At 65.1% G+C, this 14,106-nt stretch carries 11 protein-coding genes; 5 read left to right on the top strand and 6 right to left on the bottom strand.

Features of this window, described 5'->3' with window-relative positions:
* Positions 1-108 precede the first annotated feature (108 nt).
* Complete coding sequence (locus HBF25_RS14490) at positions 109-3,693, top strand: DUF748 domain-containing protein (RefSeq protein WP_166949581.1); 3,585 nt, start codon at positions 109-111, stop codon at positions 3,691-3,693.
* An 86-nt stretch (positions 3,694-3,779) separates the two neighbouring features.
* Complete coding sequence (gene kbl, locus HBF25_RS14485; protein ID WP_166949579.1) at positions 3,780-4,979, top strand: glycine C-acetyltransferase; 1,200 nt, start codon at positions 3,780-3,782, stop codon at positions 4,977-4,979.
* Between the two features lie 169 nt (positions 4,980-5,148).
* On the opposite strand, the gene HBF25_RS14480 is transcribed toward kbl, so the two are convergent.
* The 4 genes from HBF25_RS14480 to HBF25_RS14465 form a co-directional block, all read right to left on the bottom strand.
* On the bottom strand, positions 5,149-5,922 hold the full coding sequence (locus HBF25_RS14480; RefSeq protein WP_166949577.1) for a pseudouridine synthase: 774 nt from the start codon (positions 5,920-5,922) through the stop codon (positions 5,149-5,151).
* Positions 5,923-6,134: 212 nt separating this feature from the next.
* Positions 6,135-6,836, bottom strand: a complete 702-nt coding sequence (locus HBF25_RS14475; protein ID WP_166949575.1) for a C40 family peptidase — start codon at positions 6,834-6,836, stop codon at positions 6,135-6,137.
* A gap of 263 nt (positions 6,837-7,099) precedes the next feature.
* Positions 7,100-7,807, bottom strand: a complete 708-nt coding sequence (locus HBF25_RS14470) for a YggS family pyridoxal phosphate-dependent enzyme (protein ID WP_166949573.1) — start codon at positions 7,805-7,807, stop codon at positions 7,100-7,102.
* Positions 7,804-9,249, bottom strand: a complete 1,446-nt coding sequence (locus HBF25_RS14465; protein WP_166949571.1) for a M20 family metallopeptidase — start codon at positions 9,247-9,249, stop codon at positions 7,804-7,806. The genes HBF25_RS14470 and HBF25_RS14465 overlap by 4 nt, the downstream gene beginning before the upstream one ends.
* 194 nt (positions 9,250-9,443) lie before the next feature.
* On the opposite strand from HBF25_RS14465, the gene HBF25_RS14460 reads away from it, so the two are divergent.
* The 3 genes from HBF25_RS14460 to HBF25_RS14450 all read left to right on the top strand — a co-directional run bounded on the left by HBF25_RS14460 (position 9,444) and on the right by HBF25_RS14450 (position 10,900).
* On the top strand, positions 9,444-9,758 hold the full coding sequence (locus HBF25_RS14460) for a ComEA family DNA-binding protein (RefSeq protein WP_166949569.1): 315 nt from the start codon (positions 9,444-9,446) through the stop codon (positions 9,756-9,758).
* Positions 9,759-9,875: 117 nt separating this feature from the next.
* Complete coding sequence (locus HBF25_RS14455; protein ID WP_166949567.1) at positions 9,876-10,337, top strand: SET domain-containing protein-lysine N-methyltransferase; 462 nt, start codon at positions 9,876-9,878, stop codon at positions 10,335-10,337.
* A gap of 17 nt (positions 10,338-10,354) precedes the next feature.
* Positions 10,355-10,900 (top strand): GNAT family N-acetyltransferase, encoded by a 546-nt coding sequence (locus tag HBF25_RS14450; protein WP_208392585.1) that lies wholly within the window; start codon positions 10,355-10,357, stop codon positions 10,898-10,900.
* Between the two features lie 12 nt (positions 10,901-10,912).
* Here the strand turns inward: HBF25_RS14450 and HBF25_RS14445 are convergent, their stop codons facing one another.
* Both HBF25_RS14445 and HBF25_RS14440 read right to left on the bottom strand, forming a co-directional pair.
* Positions 10,913-11,824: a hypothetical protein gene (locus tag HBF25_RS14445; RefSeq protein ID WP_166949565.1), complete on the bottom strand. Its 912-nt coding sequence runs from the start codon at positions 11,822-11,824 to the stop codon at positions 10,913-10,915.
* On the bottom strand, positions 11,821-14,046 hold the full coding sequence (locus tag HBF25_RS14440; RefSeq protein WP_243853236.1) for a M1 family metallopeptidase: 2,226 nt from the start codon (positions 14,044-14,046) through the stop codon (positions 11,821-11,823). Before HBF25_RS14440 ends, HBF25_RS14445 begins: the two co-directional genes overlap by 4 nt.
* Positions 14,047-14,106: the final 60 nt, after the last annotated feature.

Raw genomic sequence — 14,106 nt, 5'->3', positions numbered from 1 at the left:
CGCGGCTTACAGCCCCGCTTCAGCGGGGCTGTTTACTATCGCCCCCTCTTTTCAGCCCTGGCAGGGATTACACTGCCGCCAGGGGCCACGGACACGAGGGGCTTCACCATGGACACACCCAGGAAACGGACCATCCACTGGCGGAAAGGGCGCGATGCTGCCCTGGGTGTCTATCGCTCGCGCCGAACCCGGCGCATCGCTCTTGGCGTTGTGATTGCGCTGGTCGTTTTCGGCCTGCTCGGCTTCTTTGCCGCGCCCCCTCTTATTCGCTCGCAACTGGCCAGCCGCCTTGGCGCTGCCATTGATCGTCCGGTGACCGTGGAGCGGGTGAGCCTCAATCCGTTCACCCTGAGGCTCACCGTCGAACGCCTGCATATCAGCGAGAAGGACGCAAAGACGTCCTTCGTGGATATCGGCAAGCTCACCGCCAATGCCTCCTGGAGTTCTGTGTTCCGGCTGGCACCGATCCTGGATTCGCTGACGCTCGACCAGCCCTACGTCCATATCCAGCGCAGCGCGCCGCAGCGCTTCAACTTCACGGACATCGTCGAGCGCTTTGCCACGCCGGCAGATGCCAGGCCCTCCGATCCGGCACGTTTCGCCCTGTCCAACATCGCCGTGCATGGCGGCCGCGTGGACTTCGACGACCGCGTGCTCGATGCCACCCACAAGCTCGACGCCATCGAGCTGGGCGTGCCCTTCATCGCCAACCTGCCCAGCGACGCCGACATCTACGTGCAGCCCTTGCTCACGATGAGCGTGGACGGCAGTCCGTTGCGTCTGCAAGGACAGACCAAGCCCTTCGCCGATAGCCGTGAGTCCGTGCTCGACCTGCGGCTGGATCGCCTCGAACTGCCGCGCTACCTCGGCTTCGTGCCCGTAGACCTTCCGGTCGCCGTGCCCGGCGGCAAGCTGTCCGGTCGCGTGGGCGTGCACTTCCAGATGACGAATACCCAGCCGCGCATCGTCGTCGATGGCCGCCTCGTCGTCGATGACCTGCGCGTGACTGGCAAGGACGGCTCCGCCCTGCTGGGGCTCGGCCATGGTGAGCTGGGCCTCACCGCCCTCGAACCGTTGACGTCGCGCTACCGCCTCGGACAGGTTGCACTGCATGGGTTTTCGCTTCGTTACGCCCGCCTGCCCGGCGGCAAGAGCAACTTCGACGCACTGACGGGGCCGCCCTCGCCGCCCACTCCGGACGCGAAGCCCACGGATGTCAGGATCGATACGCTCACTCTCGACGATGCGCGTATCGAATACGCGGACCTCGCCGCCCCCTCGCCCGCCCACCTGGTCCTCGACCAGTTGCAGGGCACGCTGCGCAGTTTCAGCACGGTCAAGGCGCCGGAAGCCCAGCTCGACGTCAAGGCACGGCTCGCAGGTGGCGCCATCGCCACCCAGGGCAAGCTCGATCTTGCCGCCCAACGCTATGCTGGCTCGCTGGATCTGAAAAACGTGTCGCTGGCGGCGCTCATGCCGCTGACGCCACCGCTGCTCGCCGCCGACATCACCGGTGGCTCCGTAAGCGCCAGGGGTGAACTGAACTTCGACTGGCACGATGCCGTTGCCATCCGCATCACCAGGGCGGACGCCTCCCTCGACGGATTCAAGCTGGTTCCCCACAACGGCAGCGCGTCGCCCGTAGCCTGGAAATCACTGACCGCAAAGATAGCGCTGGTCGATCTGGCCACCAGTGAGGCGCGCGTCGATCAGCTATTGCTCGACGGACTCACGCTCGACCTGAAACGCCTGGCCAACGGCAACCTGGATATCGCCGGCATCATGCCGCCGCCCGCCAGGCCTGCGGCGCGTGCACCGACAGCCAATGGTTCCGCCTGGCGCTGGAGCATCGCCCATGTCGGGCTCAGTGACGGCACCGTGGTCCTGCACGACGCGCGCGCCTCCGGCAGGCGCGACGGCGTGACGTTGCAAGCCAAAGCCTTTGGCATCGACGGCCTGTCCGACGACATGCGCAAGACCGTCAAGCTCGACCTCAAGGGTGCCCTGGGCAAAGGCGATTTCAGCGTCAGCGGTGACGTGAAACCGCAGCCGCTGGATGCAGACCTGCGCATCACCACCACGCGCCTTGATGTTGCACCGCTCCAGTCGCTGGTAACCGTGCCCCTGAACGTGCGCGTGGGCAGCGGATTGCTGAGTCTCGACGGACAAGTGCGGTACACCGATCGCGGCACCCAGTCACCCCTGCTTGCCTACCGAGGCAATGCCACGCTGGGCCGGGTGCGCGTGCTCGACAAGGTTACCGACGACGACTTCCTGCGCTGGTCCTCGCTCAATGCATCGGGCATGACGTTGCGCTTCGGCGACGACGTACCCCATGTCGCCATCGGCGGCCTCGCGCTGGACGATTTCTATGCACGTGTCATCGTCAACGCGAACGGTCGCCTGAACCTCCAGGATGTCGTGGCCCATCCGGAAACCCAGGGTGCCGTGTCGGTGACACAGGCGCAGGCCACGCCCGCACCTGCCGTGCCGAAAGAAGAAACCCCGGCCGTGCAGGCGCCGCCTGCCGATGTCCACATCGGCCGCATCAGCCTGACCAAGGGCAACCTCAACTACACCGACAACTTCATCAAGCCGAACTACACCGCCGACGTCACCGATCTCACCGGCAAGATCGGCGGCTTCGGCACCGACACGGCCACGACGCCCGCCGATATCACCCTGCAAGGCCAGCTCGACGGCAACGCGCCCGTGGATATCGGCGGCACGATCAATCCGCTGACACCCGTGGCCTTCCTCGACATCACCGCGAAGGCCGAAGGCATCCAGCTCGCCAACCTGTCGCCCTACTCCGGCAAGTACGCCGGCTACCCGATCACCAAGGGTCGCCTCAACGTCGATGTCCACTATCTGCTCAACGAGCGCAAGCTCACGGCTGAAAACCACATCTTCATCGACCAGCTCACTTTCGGCGACCGCATCGAAGGCCCGGGCATCAGCCATCTGCCGGTCAAGCTCGCCGTTGCCCTGCTGAAAGACACCCAGGGCCATATCGATGTCCGCATTCCCGTCAGCGGTTCACTCGACGATCCGCAGTTCAGCCTGAGCGGGCTGGTCTGGCGCGCCATAGGCAACCTCATCGTGAAGGCGGTCACTTCGCCGTTCCGGTTGCTCGCTTCCATCGGCGGCGGCCGGGAAGACCTGGGTTACGTGGAATTCGCTCCGGGTTCCGACGTGCTGGATGCCGCCGGCCAGGCCAAGCTCGCCGACATCGTGAAGGTGCTCAGCCAGAAACCCTCGATCAGCCTGGATATCGTCGGCCGCGTCGATCCTGCAAAGGACGAAACGGGCCTGCGCAAGGTCATGGTCGATAACCTCGTCCACGACGAGCAGGTGAAGGACAAGGGCGACGACACCACGCCGCCCACCGCCGACGAACAGGCGAAATATCTCGAACGCGCCTACCGGCATGCCTCGTTCCCCAAGCCGAAAAACTTCATCGGCCTGACCAAGTCGCAGCCGCCGGAGGAAATGCGCACGCTGATGGAAACGAACATGCCGGTGGATGCCGACGCCCTGCGCCATCTCGCCGAGCGCCGGGCCAACGCCGTCCGCCAGTGGCTGCAAGGCAAGGTCGACGACAAGCGCGTCTTCGTCGTGGCGCCCAAGACCGATGCCAAGGGCATCGACGACGCCGGCAAGACCACCCGGGTGGATTTCGGCCTGCACTGAGACCGTCCATGCGCGCGCGAAGGTTTTCCCGGGCGCGCAAAGGCCTCACAATCGGGAGTCTTCCACCCCCTCCCGGACCCAGCACCATGACCTACCCCGGCCAGACGCGTTTCGCCAGCGAACTCGAATCCATCCGTGAACAGGGCCTGTTCAAGAGCGAGCGCATCATCGTCTCGCCCCAGTCCGCCCAGATCGAACTGGAGGGCGGTCGCAAGGTCCTCAACTTCTGCGCCAACAACTACCTGGGCCTGGCCGATCACGCCGACGTGATCCAGGCAGCGAAGGACGCACTCGATACCCACGGCTTCGGCATGGCCAGCGTGCGCTTCATCTGCGGCACGCAGGACCTTCACAAAGAACTGGAAAAGAAGATCGCCGACTTCTTCGGCAAGGAGGACACCATCCTCTACGCCGCCTGCTTCGATGCCAACGGCGGCCTGTTCGAGCCGCTGCTGGGCGAAGAGGATGCCGTCATCTCCGACGCCCTCAACCACGCCTCCATCATCGACGGCATCCGCCTGTGCAAGGCCAAGCGCTTCCGCTACGCCAACTGCGACATGGCCGACCTCGAAGCCCAGCTCCAGGCCGCCGATGCTGCCGGCGCCCGCACCAAGCTGATCACCACCGACGGTGCGTTCTCCATGGATGGCTTCATCGCGCCGCTGGCCGAGATCGTCGCCTTGGCGAAGAAGTACAACGCGCTCGTCCACATCGACGAATGCCATTGCACCGGCTTCCTCGGTGATACCGGTCGCGGCTCGGCTGAAGTACATGGCGTGCTCGACCAGATCGACATCATCACCGGCACCCTGGGCAAGGCCCTTGGCGGCGCGCTCGGTGGCTTCACCACCGGCCGCAAGGAAGTGATCGAGATGCTGCGCCAGCGCTCGCGTCCTTACCTGTTCTCCAACTCGCTGCCCCCGCACGTCGTGGCTGCCGGCACCAAGGTGTTCGACATGCTGGCCGCCGCTGGCGAACTGCGCGAGAAAGTGAAGGAAAACACCCGCTATTTCCGCGAAAAGATGACCGAAGCCGGTTTCGACATCCGCCCGGGCCAGCATCCGATCGTTCCGGTGATGATCTACGACGCCAAGCAGGCGCAGCAGATGGCTGCTGAGCTGCTTGACGAAGGTATCTATGTCACGGGGTTCTTCTTTCCGGTGGTGCCCCAGGGCAAGGCCCGCATCCGCACGCAGATGAGCGCAGCGCACACCCGCGAGCATCTCGACAAGGCCATTGCGGCGTTTACCAAGGTAGGTAAGAAGCTGGGCATCCTGAAGGCCTGACCATCACCTTGTAGGAGCGCGCCTTGCGCGCGACCGGGTTTCGCGATAGCCGGTCGCGCGCAAGGCGCGCTCCTACAGAGGGGTGAGGTTGTCGTTGGTTGGGGTCGCGCGCAAGGCGCGCTCCTACAGGGGTGAGGTTGTCGTTGGTTGCGCGCGCACGGGCGCGCTCCTACGGGCGGCGGCGGAGGGTCTGGATTTCTTCGGGGGTCAGGTGGCGCCATTGACCCTTGCCCAGTTCGCCCAGGGCCAGGTCGCCGATTGCCACACGGAACAGACGCTGCACCTCGAAGCCCAGGGCTGCCATCAGGCGGCGGATATGGCGGTTGCGGCCTTCATCGAGGGTCACTTCCAGCCAGGCGGTTTTCTCGCCACGCCGAAGCACCGAGGCGCTTCCTGCCCGCAAGGCCTCCCCTTCATCCACCACCCCTTCCAGCATCGCCGCCACGGTGGCTTCGTCAGGCTGGCCGGATACCTGGACGTGATAGGTTTTGGGCACATGAGTCGCCGGGTCCGTGATGCCCGCGGCCCATACCGTGTCGTTCGACATCAGCAGCAGGCCTTCGCTGGCCTTGTCGAGCCGGCCTACCGCGCCCAGCCACGGCAGGCCGGCGCCTTCCAGCAATGAATACACCGTATCCCGGCCGCGCTCGTCGGCCGCCGTGACCACCAGCCCGCGTGGCTTGTTCATCACGATATAGACCGGCGCCGCCGACTGCGCGCCTTCGCCGTCCACCTCGATCCGCTCATGACCCGCGATGGGAAACTCCGGGTCACGGATCACGCGCCCATCCACGCGGACCCGCCCCTCCCTGGCAAGGCGTTCGCCCTGGCTGCGCGAACAGATGCCGCGCTTGGAGAGAACCCGGGCAAGGCCGAAGACGGGTGTAGACGGTGCGCGGGTGGGCCGCGAGGGGCGCACAGGACGGGGAGGACGAGCAGGCATCGGCCAAGCATACCCGCGCATCACCCCCTGTAGGAGCGCGCCTTGCGCGCGACCATCCTTGCCCCGGTCCCCATCTGCGCAAGGCATGTGCGTCGTCGCATTCACCGGTAGCGCGCAAGGCGCGCTCCTACAGGGAGTTCGCGGATCGAGGGGCCAAAAAAAACGGCATGCCGAAGCACGCCGTTTCGGAAATATACGTTGAAGGGTACCCGTCAGATCTTGGAGATGCCTTCGGGACGCTTGGCGCCCACGAAATGCTTGGCCCAGTAGGCCTCGTTCAGGCTGTCGACGCGGACGGTCTTGCCGGCCGACGGAGAATGGATGAACTGACCGTTGTCGATGTAGATGCCCACGTGGGAGATGGCCTTGCCACGGGTGCGGAAGAACACCAGGTCGCCGGCCTTCATGTCGGTGCGCTTGACCTTGAGACCCGCCAGGAACTGGCTGGCCGAGTTGGTCGGCAGATCGAGGCCGATGCTGTGCAGGAACACGTAGCGGACGAAACCGCTGCAATCGAAACCGGTGGCCGGGGCGCGACCGCCGCGGTGGTAACGGATATCGCGGAGCTTCATGGCGAGGGCGAGCAGCGCCTCGCGGGCGTGGCCATCGACGTGGCCGGCAAGCTTGTCGGTGGCGGCGGCGACCAGGCTGTCGTCTTCATCGTCGCCGTTCTCATCGTCGGCAGCGACGGGAGCCTTGGCGAGCAGCGGAGCCTTGGGAGCGGTGAGCGCGGCCACGTCCGGAATGGTGGACTGGGCCAGGGACGTTGCCGGGGCGAAGACCGGCAGGTCGGTCAGCAAGAGTGATGCGGACTGGTCGAGACCTTTCGGTGCGGCCACCGTATCGGCGAACGCAGGAGTAGCGGCGAAGCAGCAGGTGGCTAACGCGAGAGTGGTCAGTCGCTTTAAATGCATGAGCGAGAAGGCCCTATTCATCGTCAAGTTAAGCCGCCGTGAAGGTGGACGACCGTGAACGAGCGGTGAAGTTATCAAACCGCATCGCCCTTGTTGTTGGCATAAAGTTAAAAAGTGCCATTCCTAGGAAATATTCAGAGAAATCGCAAGAAACCACCGTCACAAACGTGAATTCTGAACAGATTTAGACACTTGCATAAAGGACGCGTAAAGCGCCAGCGCCGCCCGTCGGGCGGGGCCTTAACGAATGGAATAAATCCCTGTTATGACGCGGGATAATCGCGGGCACCGAAGATCGCACTGCCGATGCGCACTTCGGTACTGCCCTCGGCAATGGCCAGGGCAAAATCGCCGCTCATGCCCATCGACAGCCGGGACAGCTCATGCCCGGCATCGCGTGCCCGGTCGCGCCAGTGGCGCAGGTGGGCAAAGCAGCGACGAACCACGGCCCCGTCGTCCGAAGCCTCGGCCAGGGTCATGAGGCCGCGCACGCGTAGCGAGGAGAACGCCTTCAGCTCTCCCAGGAAGGCCGGCAAGGCCTCCGGAGGCAAGCCGTACTTGCTCTCCTCGGCAGAGGTCTTCAGCTGCACCAGGACATCGATAGCGCGCCCCTGGGCCTGCAAGGCCTTGTCCAGCGCCACGGCCAGGTCGAGGCGGTCCAGCGACTGCACCTCGGCCGCCACCTTCGCGACAGCCTTGGCCTTGTTCGTCTGCAGGTGGCCGATCACCACCCAGTCCAGCGACTCGGCGGCCAGCTCGACCGCCTTGGCCTGGATCTCCTGCACCTTGTTCTCGCCGAAGCGGCGTTCGCCCAGGGCGACGGCTTCACGGACGACGTCGGCACCGAAGGTCTTGCTGACGGGCAGCAGGGTGACCTCCGCCGGATCGCGGCCTGCCTCGCGGCAGGCCGTGTCGATCCGCGCCCGCACGGCCGCGAGGCGGCCGGCGAGCGTGGACAGGTCGGCGCTCATGCGCGCGACGCTTCCTGGAAGTGGCGGGCGACCACGCTGGCCACCACCATGCTCACGCGCTTGCCTGTCGGGATATGCAGGAACTCGTTCGGACCGTGCGCGTTGGAATGCGGGCCCAGCACGCCGGTGATGAGGAACTGTGCCTTCGGGAACTTCTCGCCCAGCATGCCCATGAACGGGATGCTGCCGCCCTCACCCATATACGCGGCGGGCTGGCCGAAGTAATCCTGCGAGGCCTGGGCCACGGTCTCTTCAAGCCACGGCGACAGTTGCGGCGCGTTCCAGCCGCTGCCGTCCTTTTCGAGGTCGAAGCTCACCTTCGCACCGTACGGCGGGTCTTTCTCAAGCAGCTGCTTGAGGAACTGGCCGGCCTCGGCACCGTTGAGCGTCGGCGGCACGCGCAGGCTGAGCTTCACCGAGGTCTTCGGGCGCAGCACGTTGCCCGCGCTGTCGAGCGGCGGCATGCCACCGATGCCGGTGACCGACAGCTGCGGACGCCAGGTGCGGTTGAGCACCAGCTCGGTCAGGTCGTCAGCGGCCGGCTTCATGCCCTCGACGAACGGGAACTTGTCGTAGATGGCCGTGCCAAGCACCTCGGCCGACTTGCGGGCCTGCTCCACGCGCTGCGACGGGATCTCGACGTAGAGCTCCTTCGGGAGGATCTTGCCGGTGTCCTCGTCTTCCAGGCGGCTGAGCAGGTCACGCATCACGCGGAAGCTCGACGGCACCACGCCCGAGGCATCGCCCGAGTGCACACCCTCTTCCAGCACCTGCACGGTGAGGTTGCCGCCGGTCATGCCGCGCAGCGAGGTGGTGAGCCACAGCTGGTCGTAATTGCCGCAACCGGAATCCAGGCACACGACAAGGGCCGGATTGCCGATGCGATCGGCCAGGTGATCGACGTAGTACGGCAGGTCGTAGCTGCCGGATTCCTCGCAGGCCTCGATGAGGATCACGCAACGGGCGTGCGGCACGCCCTGGTCGCGCAGTGCCAGCAGTGCGGCGAGCGAACCGAAGATGGCGTAGCCATCGTCGGCGCCGCCACGGCCGTAAAGCTTGTCGCCCTTGATCACCGGCTTCCACGGGCCGAGGTCATCGGCCCAGCCCGTCATCTCCGGCTGCTTGTCGAGGTGGCCGTACAGCACCACGGTTTCGTCGGTGCCCTTGTCGCCGTTGAGACCCTGCGCCGGCACATCGATGTAGATCAGCGGCGTGCGGCCTTCGAGCTGCACCACTTCGAGCGTGGCACCGGCCAACGCACCCAGCTTGGAGTTCGCCCAGGTGGACATGAGCTTCACCGCCTGGTCCATGTAGCCATGTTCGCGCCAGTCCTTGTCGAACATCGGCGACTTGTTGGGAATGCGGATGTACTCGACCAGTTGCGGGACGATTTCCGCGTCCCAGAGGCCGCTGACGAAGGAAGTGATGCGTGAGGTATCCATGGGGAAAGGACTCGTTGGGCAAAGCGCGATTGTAGCAGCGCCGACGGTTCACCCTGCCGCCCGACAGCCGCGCCCGGAAAGCACGCCAGCGATGCAACGACGCGAAACGGCGTCATGCGCCGGTTCGGCGCATGACGGTGCAGGCGCAGAGTTCGACGTCGCGTCGTCCGACGCGTATCGCACAGGAGAACCGCATGTCCCGACACATCCTCGCACTCGCCGCCCTGCTGGCTGCCATGCCCGCTTTCGCATCCACGCCGGTCAACATCAACACGGCCGATGCCTCTACCCTCGCCCATTCGCTCGATGGCGTGGGTCTTGCCAAGGCCAACGCCATCGTGGCGTGGCGCGAGGCCAACGGCGCCTTCGAATCCGCCGACCAGCTCGCCGACGTCAAGGGCATCGGCGCCTCGCTGGTAGACCGCAACCGCGACGCCATCCTCCTTGGCGACGACAAACCGGCAAAGAAGAAGGCCGCGGCGAAGCCTCGTCACGCCGACGGCGAGTGAGACGGCGGGCGGAAGGGTCACCCCCTTCCGCCCCGGTCCGAAAGCGCTACACTCGCGCCCCAAGCCGGGACGGAAGCCAACCGCCAGCCGAAACGGCAACAGGGGCCTGATGATCCAATGATCCTGCCGCGTTATCGCATCGCCGCGTCTGGTATTCCTGGCGCCGGCAAGGGCTTGTTTATCGACGAATTCGTGGCCGCGGGCAGCGTGGTCACGGCGCCGGATGCCATCGATCGCACCTACGGCTGGGCCGAGATCCAGTCGTCCCCCGAGCTGTCCGGCCAGCTGCACGCCGCAGCCCGCTGGTTCGGCGACCGCTACACGATTTCTCCCGACTGGCCGGACGAATGCTACGTAAATCATAGCTTCCAGCCGACGGGAATCTGGCATCTGGGCTTCATCTTTGCTGCCAAGGACCTTCCGCAAGGCACTGAAATTACAGTGGATTATCGGCACCTGCTCGCACCGGGGCAGAATGAGGACTTTGCCGATGCGGAAACTGGTGAGAAAATAACCGGCTTGTCCTGGCAGGAGAGCCTCGCGCTGAGTACCCGCGCGCTGGCTTCCCTGATCGGTTGAAACCCTTGGTCACTTCGATGGCAATCAGCAACATCCCTGTCCTGGAAACGCCGCGCCTGCGGCTCACAGCCCTTACCGAGAGCCATTTCGACGACTACGCGAGCATGCTCGCCGACGCCGAAAGCACTCGCTGGATCGGCGACGGCCAGCCCCTGGACCGCATGAACGCGTGGCGCTCCATGGCCATGCTGCTGGGTCACTGGGCCCTGCGCGGCTGTGGCATGTGGGCGATCGAGCTGAAGGCCACCGGCGAGTTCATCGGCCGCGCCGGCCTCATGAAGCCCGAGGGCTGGCCCGACCTGGAGCTGGGCTGGATGCTGAAGCCCGAGCACCGCCACCACGGCTACGCCACCGAAGCGGGCACCGCGATCCTCGACTTCGCCTGGAAGCAGATGCACGCCCAGCGTGTGATCAGCCTGGTCCGCATCGGCAATGAAGCCTCCGATCACGTCGCGGAACGCCTCGGCGGCGAGCACATCGACAACATCGACTTCCTGGGCGGCGCGACCCACCTGTTTGCGTATTACCCGCCCCACCGCGAAGCCCGCCGCGCGGCGGGCTGATTCGCATATCGCCTACAGCGCCGGCGCGAAATCCGTGCGCCGGCGACGATGGGCAGGGTTCGTGGCCACCAGGCCCGCGAGCGCCAGCAGACGTGCCGAGCGCATCCACGCCACGATGGCAACGCCGAGTTGCACGATAAGAAACGCAGACACCACACCGGTGCCCACGGCGCTCGTGTGACCACGCCAGACGGCGATCACCAGCGAACCGGCGGCGCCGATGGCCGTGATCGCCATCCAGATCAACACGCAGGCCAGCGGCCGGCGCAGGAACAGCATCACCCCCCGCCCCATGGCTCGAAACGCCGAGCGCAGGCCTACATCGGCAATGAACTGGGCGCGTGCCGATTCCACGACCGTCTGCACGATGGCGAAGCACAGCGCGGTCAACGCCATGCCGCCGTATTGATACCCGCGTGCCTTCGTTTCCAGCGTGGCCGCATCGACACCGTCGTCCACGACGGAAGAAATACCCATGGCGGCGAGGACAAACAATCCATAGGGCAGCAGCGCGAGCAACATCAGCCTGAGCTGCCGCCCATACTCCGTTGCGCCACCCTGGAGCAATGCGCCGAAGCCCAGCGACCTGCCCGCACGCCCCGACGCCACCACCATGCCCGTGAGGAAGGGGGAAACAAGCAGGGTCAGCACCGCGCCGACCACAAAACCCGCGCTTATCCAGGCATTGCCACGCAGGGCGTCGGCCACATCGCTGAACATGAGTCCATCGAAACGGCGCGCCCAGGCAGGCGCATGCACGGAATGCGCAAGCAGGCCATCCAGCGTCTTCCACAGGGGCAGGGTCACGACGAGGGTCGGCACGAGCGTGATCAGCACCCACAACACGATGAGCTGTCCTTGCAGTGCCTGGAAGGCGCCCTTGCCAAGGCTGGCCAGGGCCGACCGGGGAGCACGTGTGTTCATAGGGTTCCCATCCATGCATAAAAGCCCTGGAGCACGGCCGCGATATCCGAGCTCCAGCGTGTGGACGCCGAATGGTCGGCCTCCACGGTGCGGCTGTCGTTGAGCTTGTTGGTATCCAGATAGATACGGCGCTCGGGATCGAGTTCAGCGGATACGGCCTTCGCACCATGCGTGAAATCGAAGCGCGCCCAGCGACGACCATCGTTCCAGTTCACCGTTTCCGTCGCGCCATCCGCAAAGGTCACCTTCAGCACTTGCGGCACGGCCTCTCCATCGCGCCATACCGTCACTGTCGTTCGCCAGGGGAACGGACCGGTGCCTTCCGCCGCGTCAGGGTGCGCACGATGCCATGCGTTGCGCTGCTTTTCGATGGCCTCGTCGTTGTCGTCCGACGACAGTTCGACGCGCTTGCCATCCCGTATCGACAGGCCGGCCAACGGCAACACCTCGGTGCTGGTGATGTCGCTCACCCGGTCGTCGACATAGGCCACGCCGTGCACGTAACGCGAGAACACCTCGTCCACGATGTCCTGCCTGCCCGAGGCTTCGACCAGACTCTGGCGGAAATCGGCGATGGATGGATGGCGGAACTTCCAGCGTTCGTAATAAGCGTGGAACGCCTTGCCCATCACCTCGCTGCCAAGTCGCTGTTCAAGATCGTGCATGGCCGTGGCCGTGCGTGAATACACGGTGCCGTACTCGGCGTTTGAAAGACGGTTCCACGAATTCTGCCCCAGCGGATCGGCTGCTGCCGCCAGGGATGCCGTCATGCGCTCGAACACGAAGGCACCGAACTCCGGATCGATGCCAAAGAAACGCAAGAACGGCGTCGTCATATGCACGCCCTGCCTGCGCTCGCTCAGCATCCGGTCATCCCAGAATTCGTTGAGTCCCTCGTCCAGCATCGGCTCCTCGAATTCGTTCGAGGCCAGCAGGCCGTAGAAATAGCCATGGCCGAATTCATGGATGGTGGTGAAGTCGATCAGTATCTGGGCAAGCGTGCCGGGCACCACGCGCAGTGCGTTGTCCACCGTGTAGAAGGTGGGATATTCCATGCCACCGGCCTCTCCCCCATGGAAGGGCGGCACCACCGCCGTCACCGTGCGATAGGGGTATGGCCCGAGCGTGCGCGAGAAGTAGGTGAGCGAATCGGTGCTGGCTTTCAGGATGGGCCCGGCCACGGCCTCGTATTCGCGCGGATAGACCACCTTCACGGCCACCGGCGGACTGCCCGGCCCCTGCCATGTCGTCTCGCGCGTAAGGAAATCCCGCGCTGCCATCCAGGCGAAATCGTGCACGTCGCCCTGCGTGAAGCGCCACGTGGCCTGGCCGCCTTCGACGACCGGCGCCCCCTGCTGTTCGCCCACGGCTGCCACGACGTAATCCTTCGGCAACGTGATCTGCACGTCGTAGTCGCCGAAGTCCGCGTAGAACTCGCTGTTGAAATGAAACTCGTGGACATTCCAGCGGGGTTCGGTCGCCCCGCGCTCGCCCGGTAGTTCAAGCACGCCGATCTTGGGGAACCACTGGGCCACCAGGTGAAAATCGCCCACGTAGCCCGTGCGCTCGATCACCCGCGGCAACTGCGACTGGAAGGTCATGCCCAGCGTGACAGAGGCGCCGGGTGCCACGGGCTGCGCCAGATCGACGCGAACCACCGTGTGGTCGGTCTGGGGGCCGCCGTCCGGATGCACGTGACGCCACTTCAGTGTCGCGCCGTCCTGTTCTACCGATGACAGGTCGATATATCCCCATTCGCCCTTGCCCACCTCGCCCGCGCCACGCGCATGGCCCGGCGACAGCGTCCGTCGCTCGGTGAAAAAAGTGCTGCCCTCGCTTTCGAACGCATTGAGATACAGGTGCAGGAACACGGCCGACACGGGACGATCGCTACGATTGCGCCAGGTCAGTTGTTCGCGGCCATCCACACGGTGCCGCACGGGATCGAGCGTGGCCTGGATGCGGTAGGACACGACACGGTCTGACAGGTGCTCCTGCCCTTCATGGCGCGGACCACCCCAGGCATCCGGCGAGCTGGGGGCTGTCACCCCGGCGGCGTCGCGCGAGGCAAAGGGAATCTCGACGGGCACCGGCGGTGGCACGGGAGGAGCCTGCACCGTGGCCGCGGATGCAGGCGCATCCTGCGCCGGTGCAATGGATGCCCAGGTCATCACGCACACCAGTAATCCACCCACGACCCTGTTTGCTGCCGGTCGGCGCATCGACACACTCCCCTGTTATTCGTCGAGATTGAGGGAGCGCACGATACGTCGATATAGGCC

The sequence above is a fragment of the Luteibacter anthropi genome (assembly GCF_011759365.1).
In the GTDB taxonomy this organism is placed as follows: Bacteria; Pseudomonadota; Gammaproteobacteria; order Xanthomonadales; family Rhodanobacteraceae; genus Luteibacter; species Luteibacter anthropi.
The sequence above is the reverse complement of the archived record's forward strand: the minus strand, read 5'-3'. Positions and strand labels throughout refer to the sequence as shown.

What these genes read in the sequence shown, in the direction of transcription:
- HBF25_RS14490 (WP_166949581.1), top strand. Translation starts at nt 109, where the DNA reads ATGGACACACCCAGGAAACGGACCATCCACTGGCGGAAAGGGCGCGAT.
- kbl (WP_166949579.1), top strand. Translation starts at nt 3,780, where the DNA reads ATGACCTACCCCGGCCAGACGCGTTTCGCCAGCGAACTCGAATCCATC.
- HBF25_RS14480 (WP_166949577.1), bottom strand. Translation starts at nt 5,922, where the DNA reads ATGCCTGCTCGTCCTCCCCGTCCTGTGCGCCCCTCGCGGCCCACCCGC.
- HBF25_RS14475 (WP_166949575.1), bottom strand. Translation starts at nt 6,836, where the DNA reads ATGCATTTAAAGCGACTGACCACTCTCGCGTTAGCCACCTGCTGCTTC.
- HBF25_RS14470 (WP_166949573.1), bottom strand. Translation starts at nt 7,807, where the DNA reads ATGAGCGCCGACCTGTCCACGCTCGCCGGCCGCCTCGCGGCCGTGCGG.
- HBF25_RS14465 (WP_166949571.1), bottom strand. Translation starts at nt 9,249, where the DNA reads ATGGATACCTCACGCATCACTTCCTTCGTCAGCGGCCTCTGGGACGCG.
- HBF25_RS14460 (WP_166949569.1), top strand. Translation starts at nt 9,444, where the DNA reads ATGTCCCGACACATCCTCGCACTCGCCGCCCTGCTGGCTGCCATGCCC.
- HBF25_RS14455 (WP_166949567.1), top strand. Translation starts at nt 9,876, where the DNA reads ATGATCCTGCCGCGTTATCGCATCGCCGCGTCTGGTATTCCTGGCGCC.
- HBF25_RS14450 (WP_208392585.1), top strand. Translation starts at nt 10,355, where the DNA reads ATGGCAATCAGCAACATCCCTGTCCTGGAAACGCCGCGCCTGCGGCTC.
- HBF25_RS14445 (WP_166949565.1), bottom strand. Translation starts at nt 11,824, where the DNA reads ATGAACACACGTGCTCCCCGGTCGGCCCTGGCCAGCCTTGGCAAGGGC.
- HBF25_RS14440 (WP_243853236.1), bottom strand. Translation starts at nt 14,046, where the DNA reads ATGCGCCGACCGGCAGCAAACAGGGTCGTGGGTGGATTACTGGTGTGC.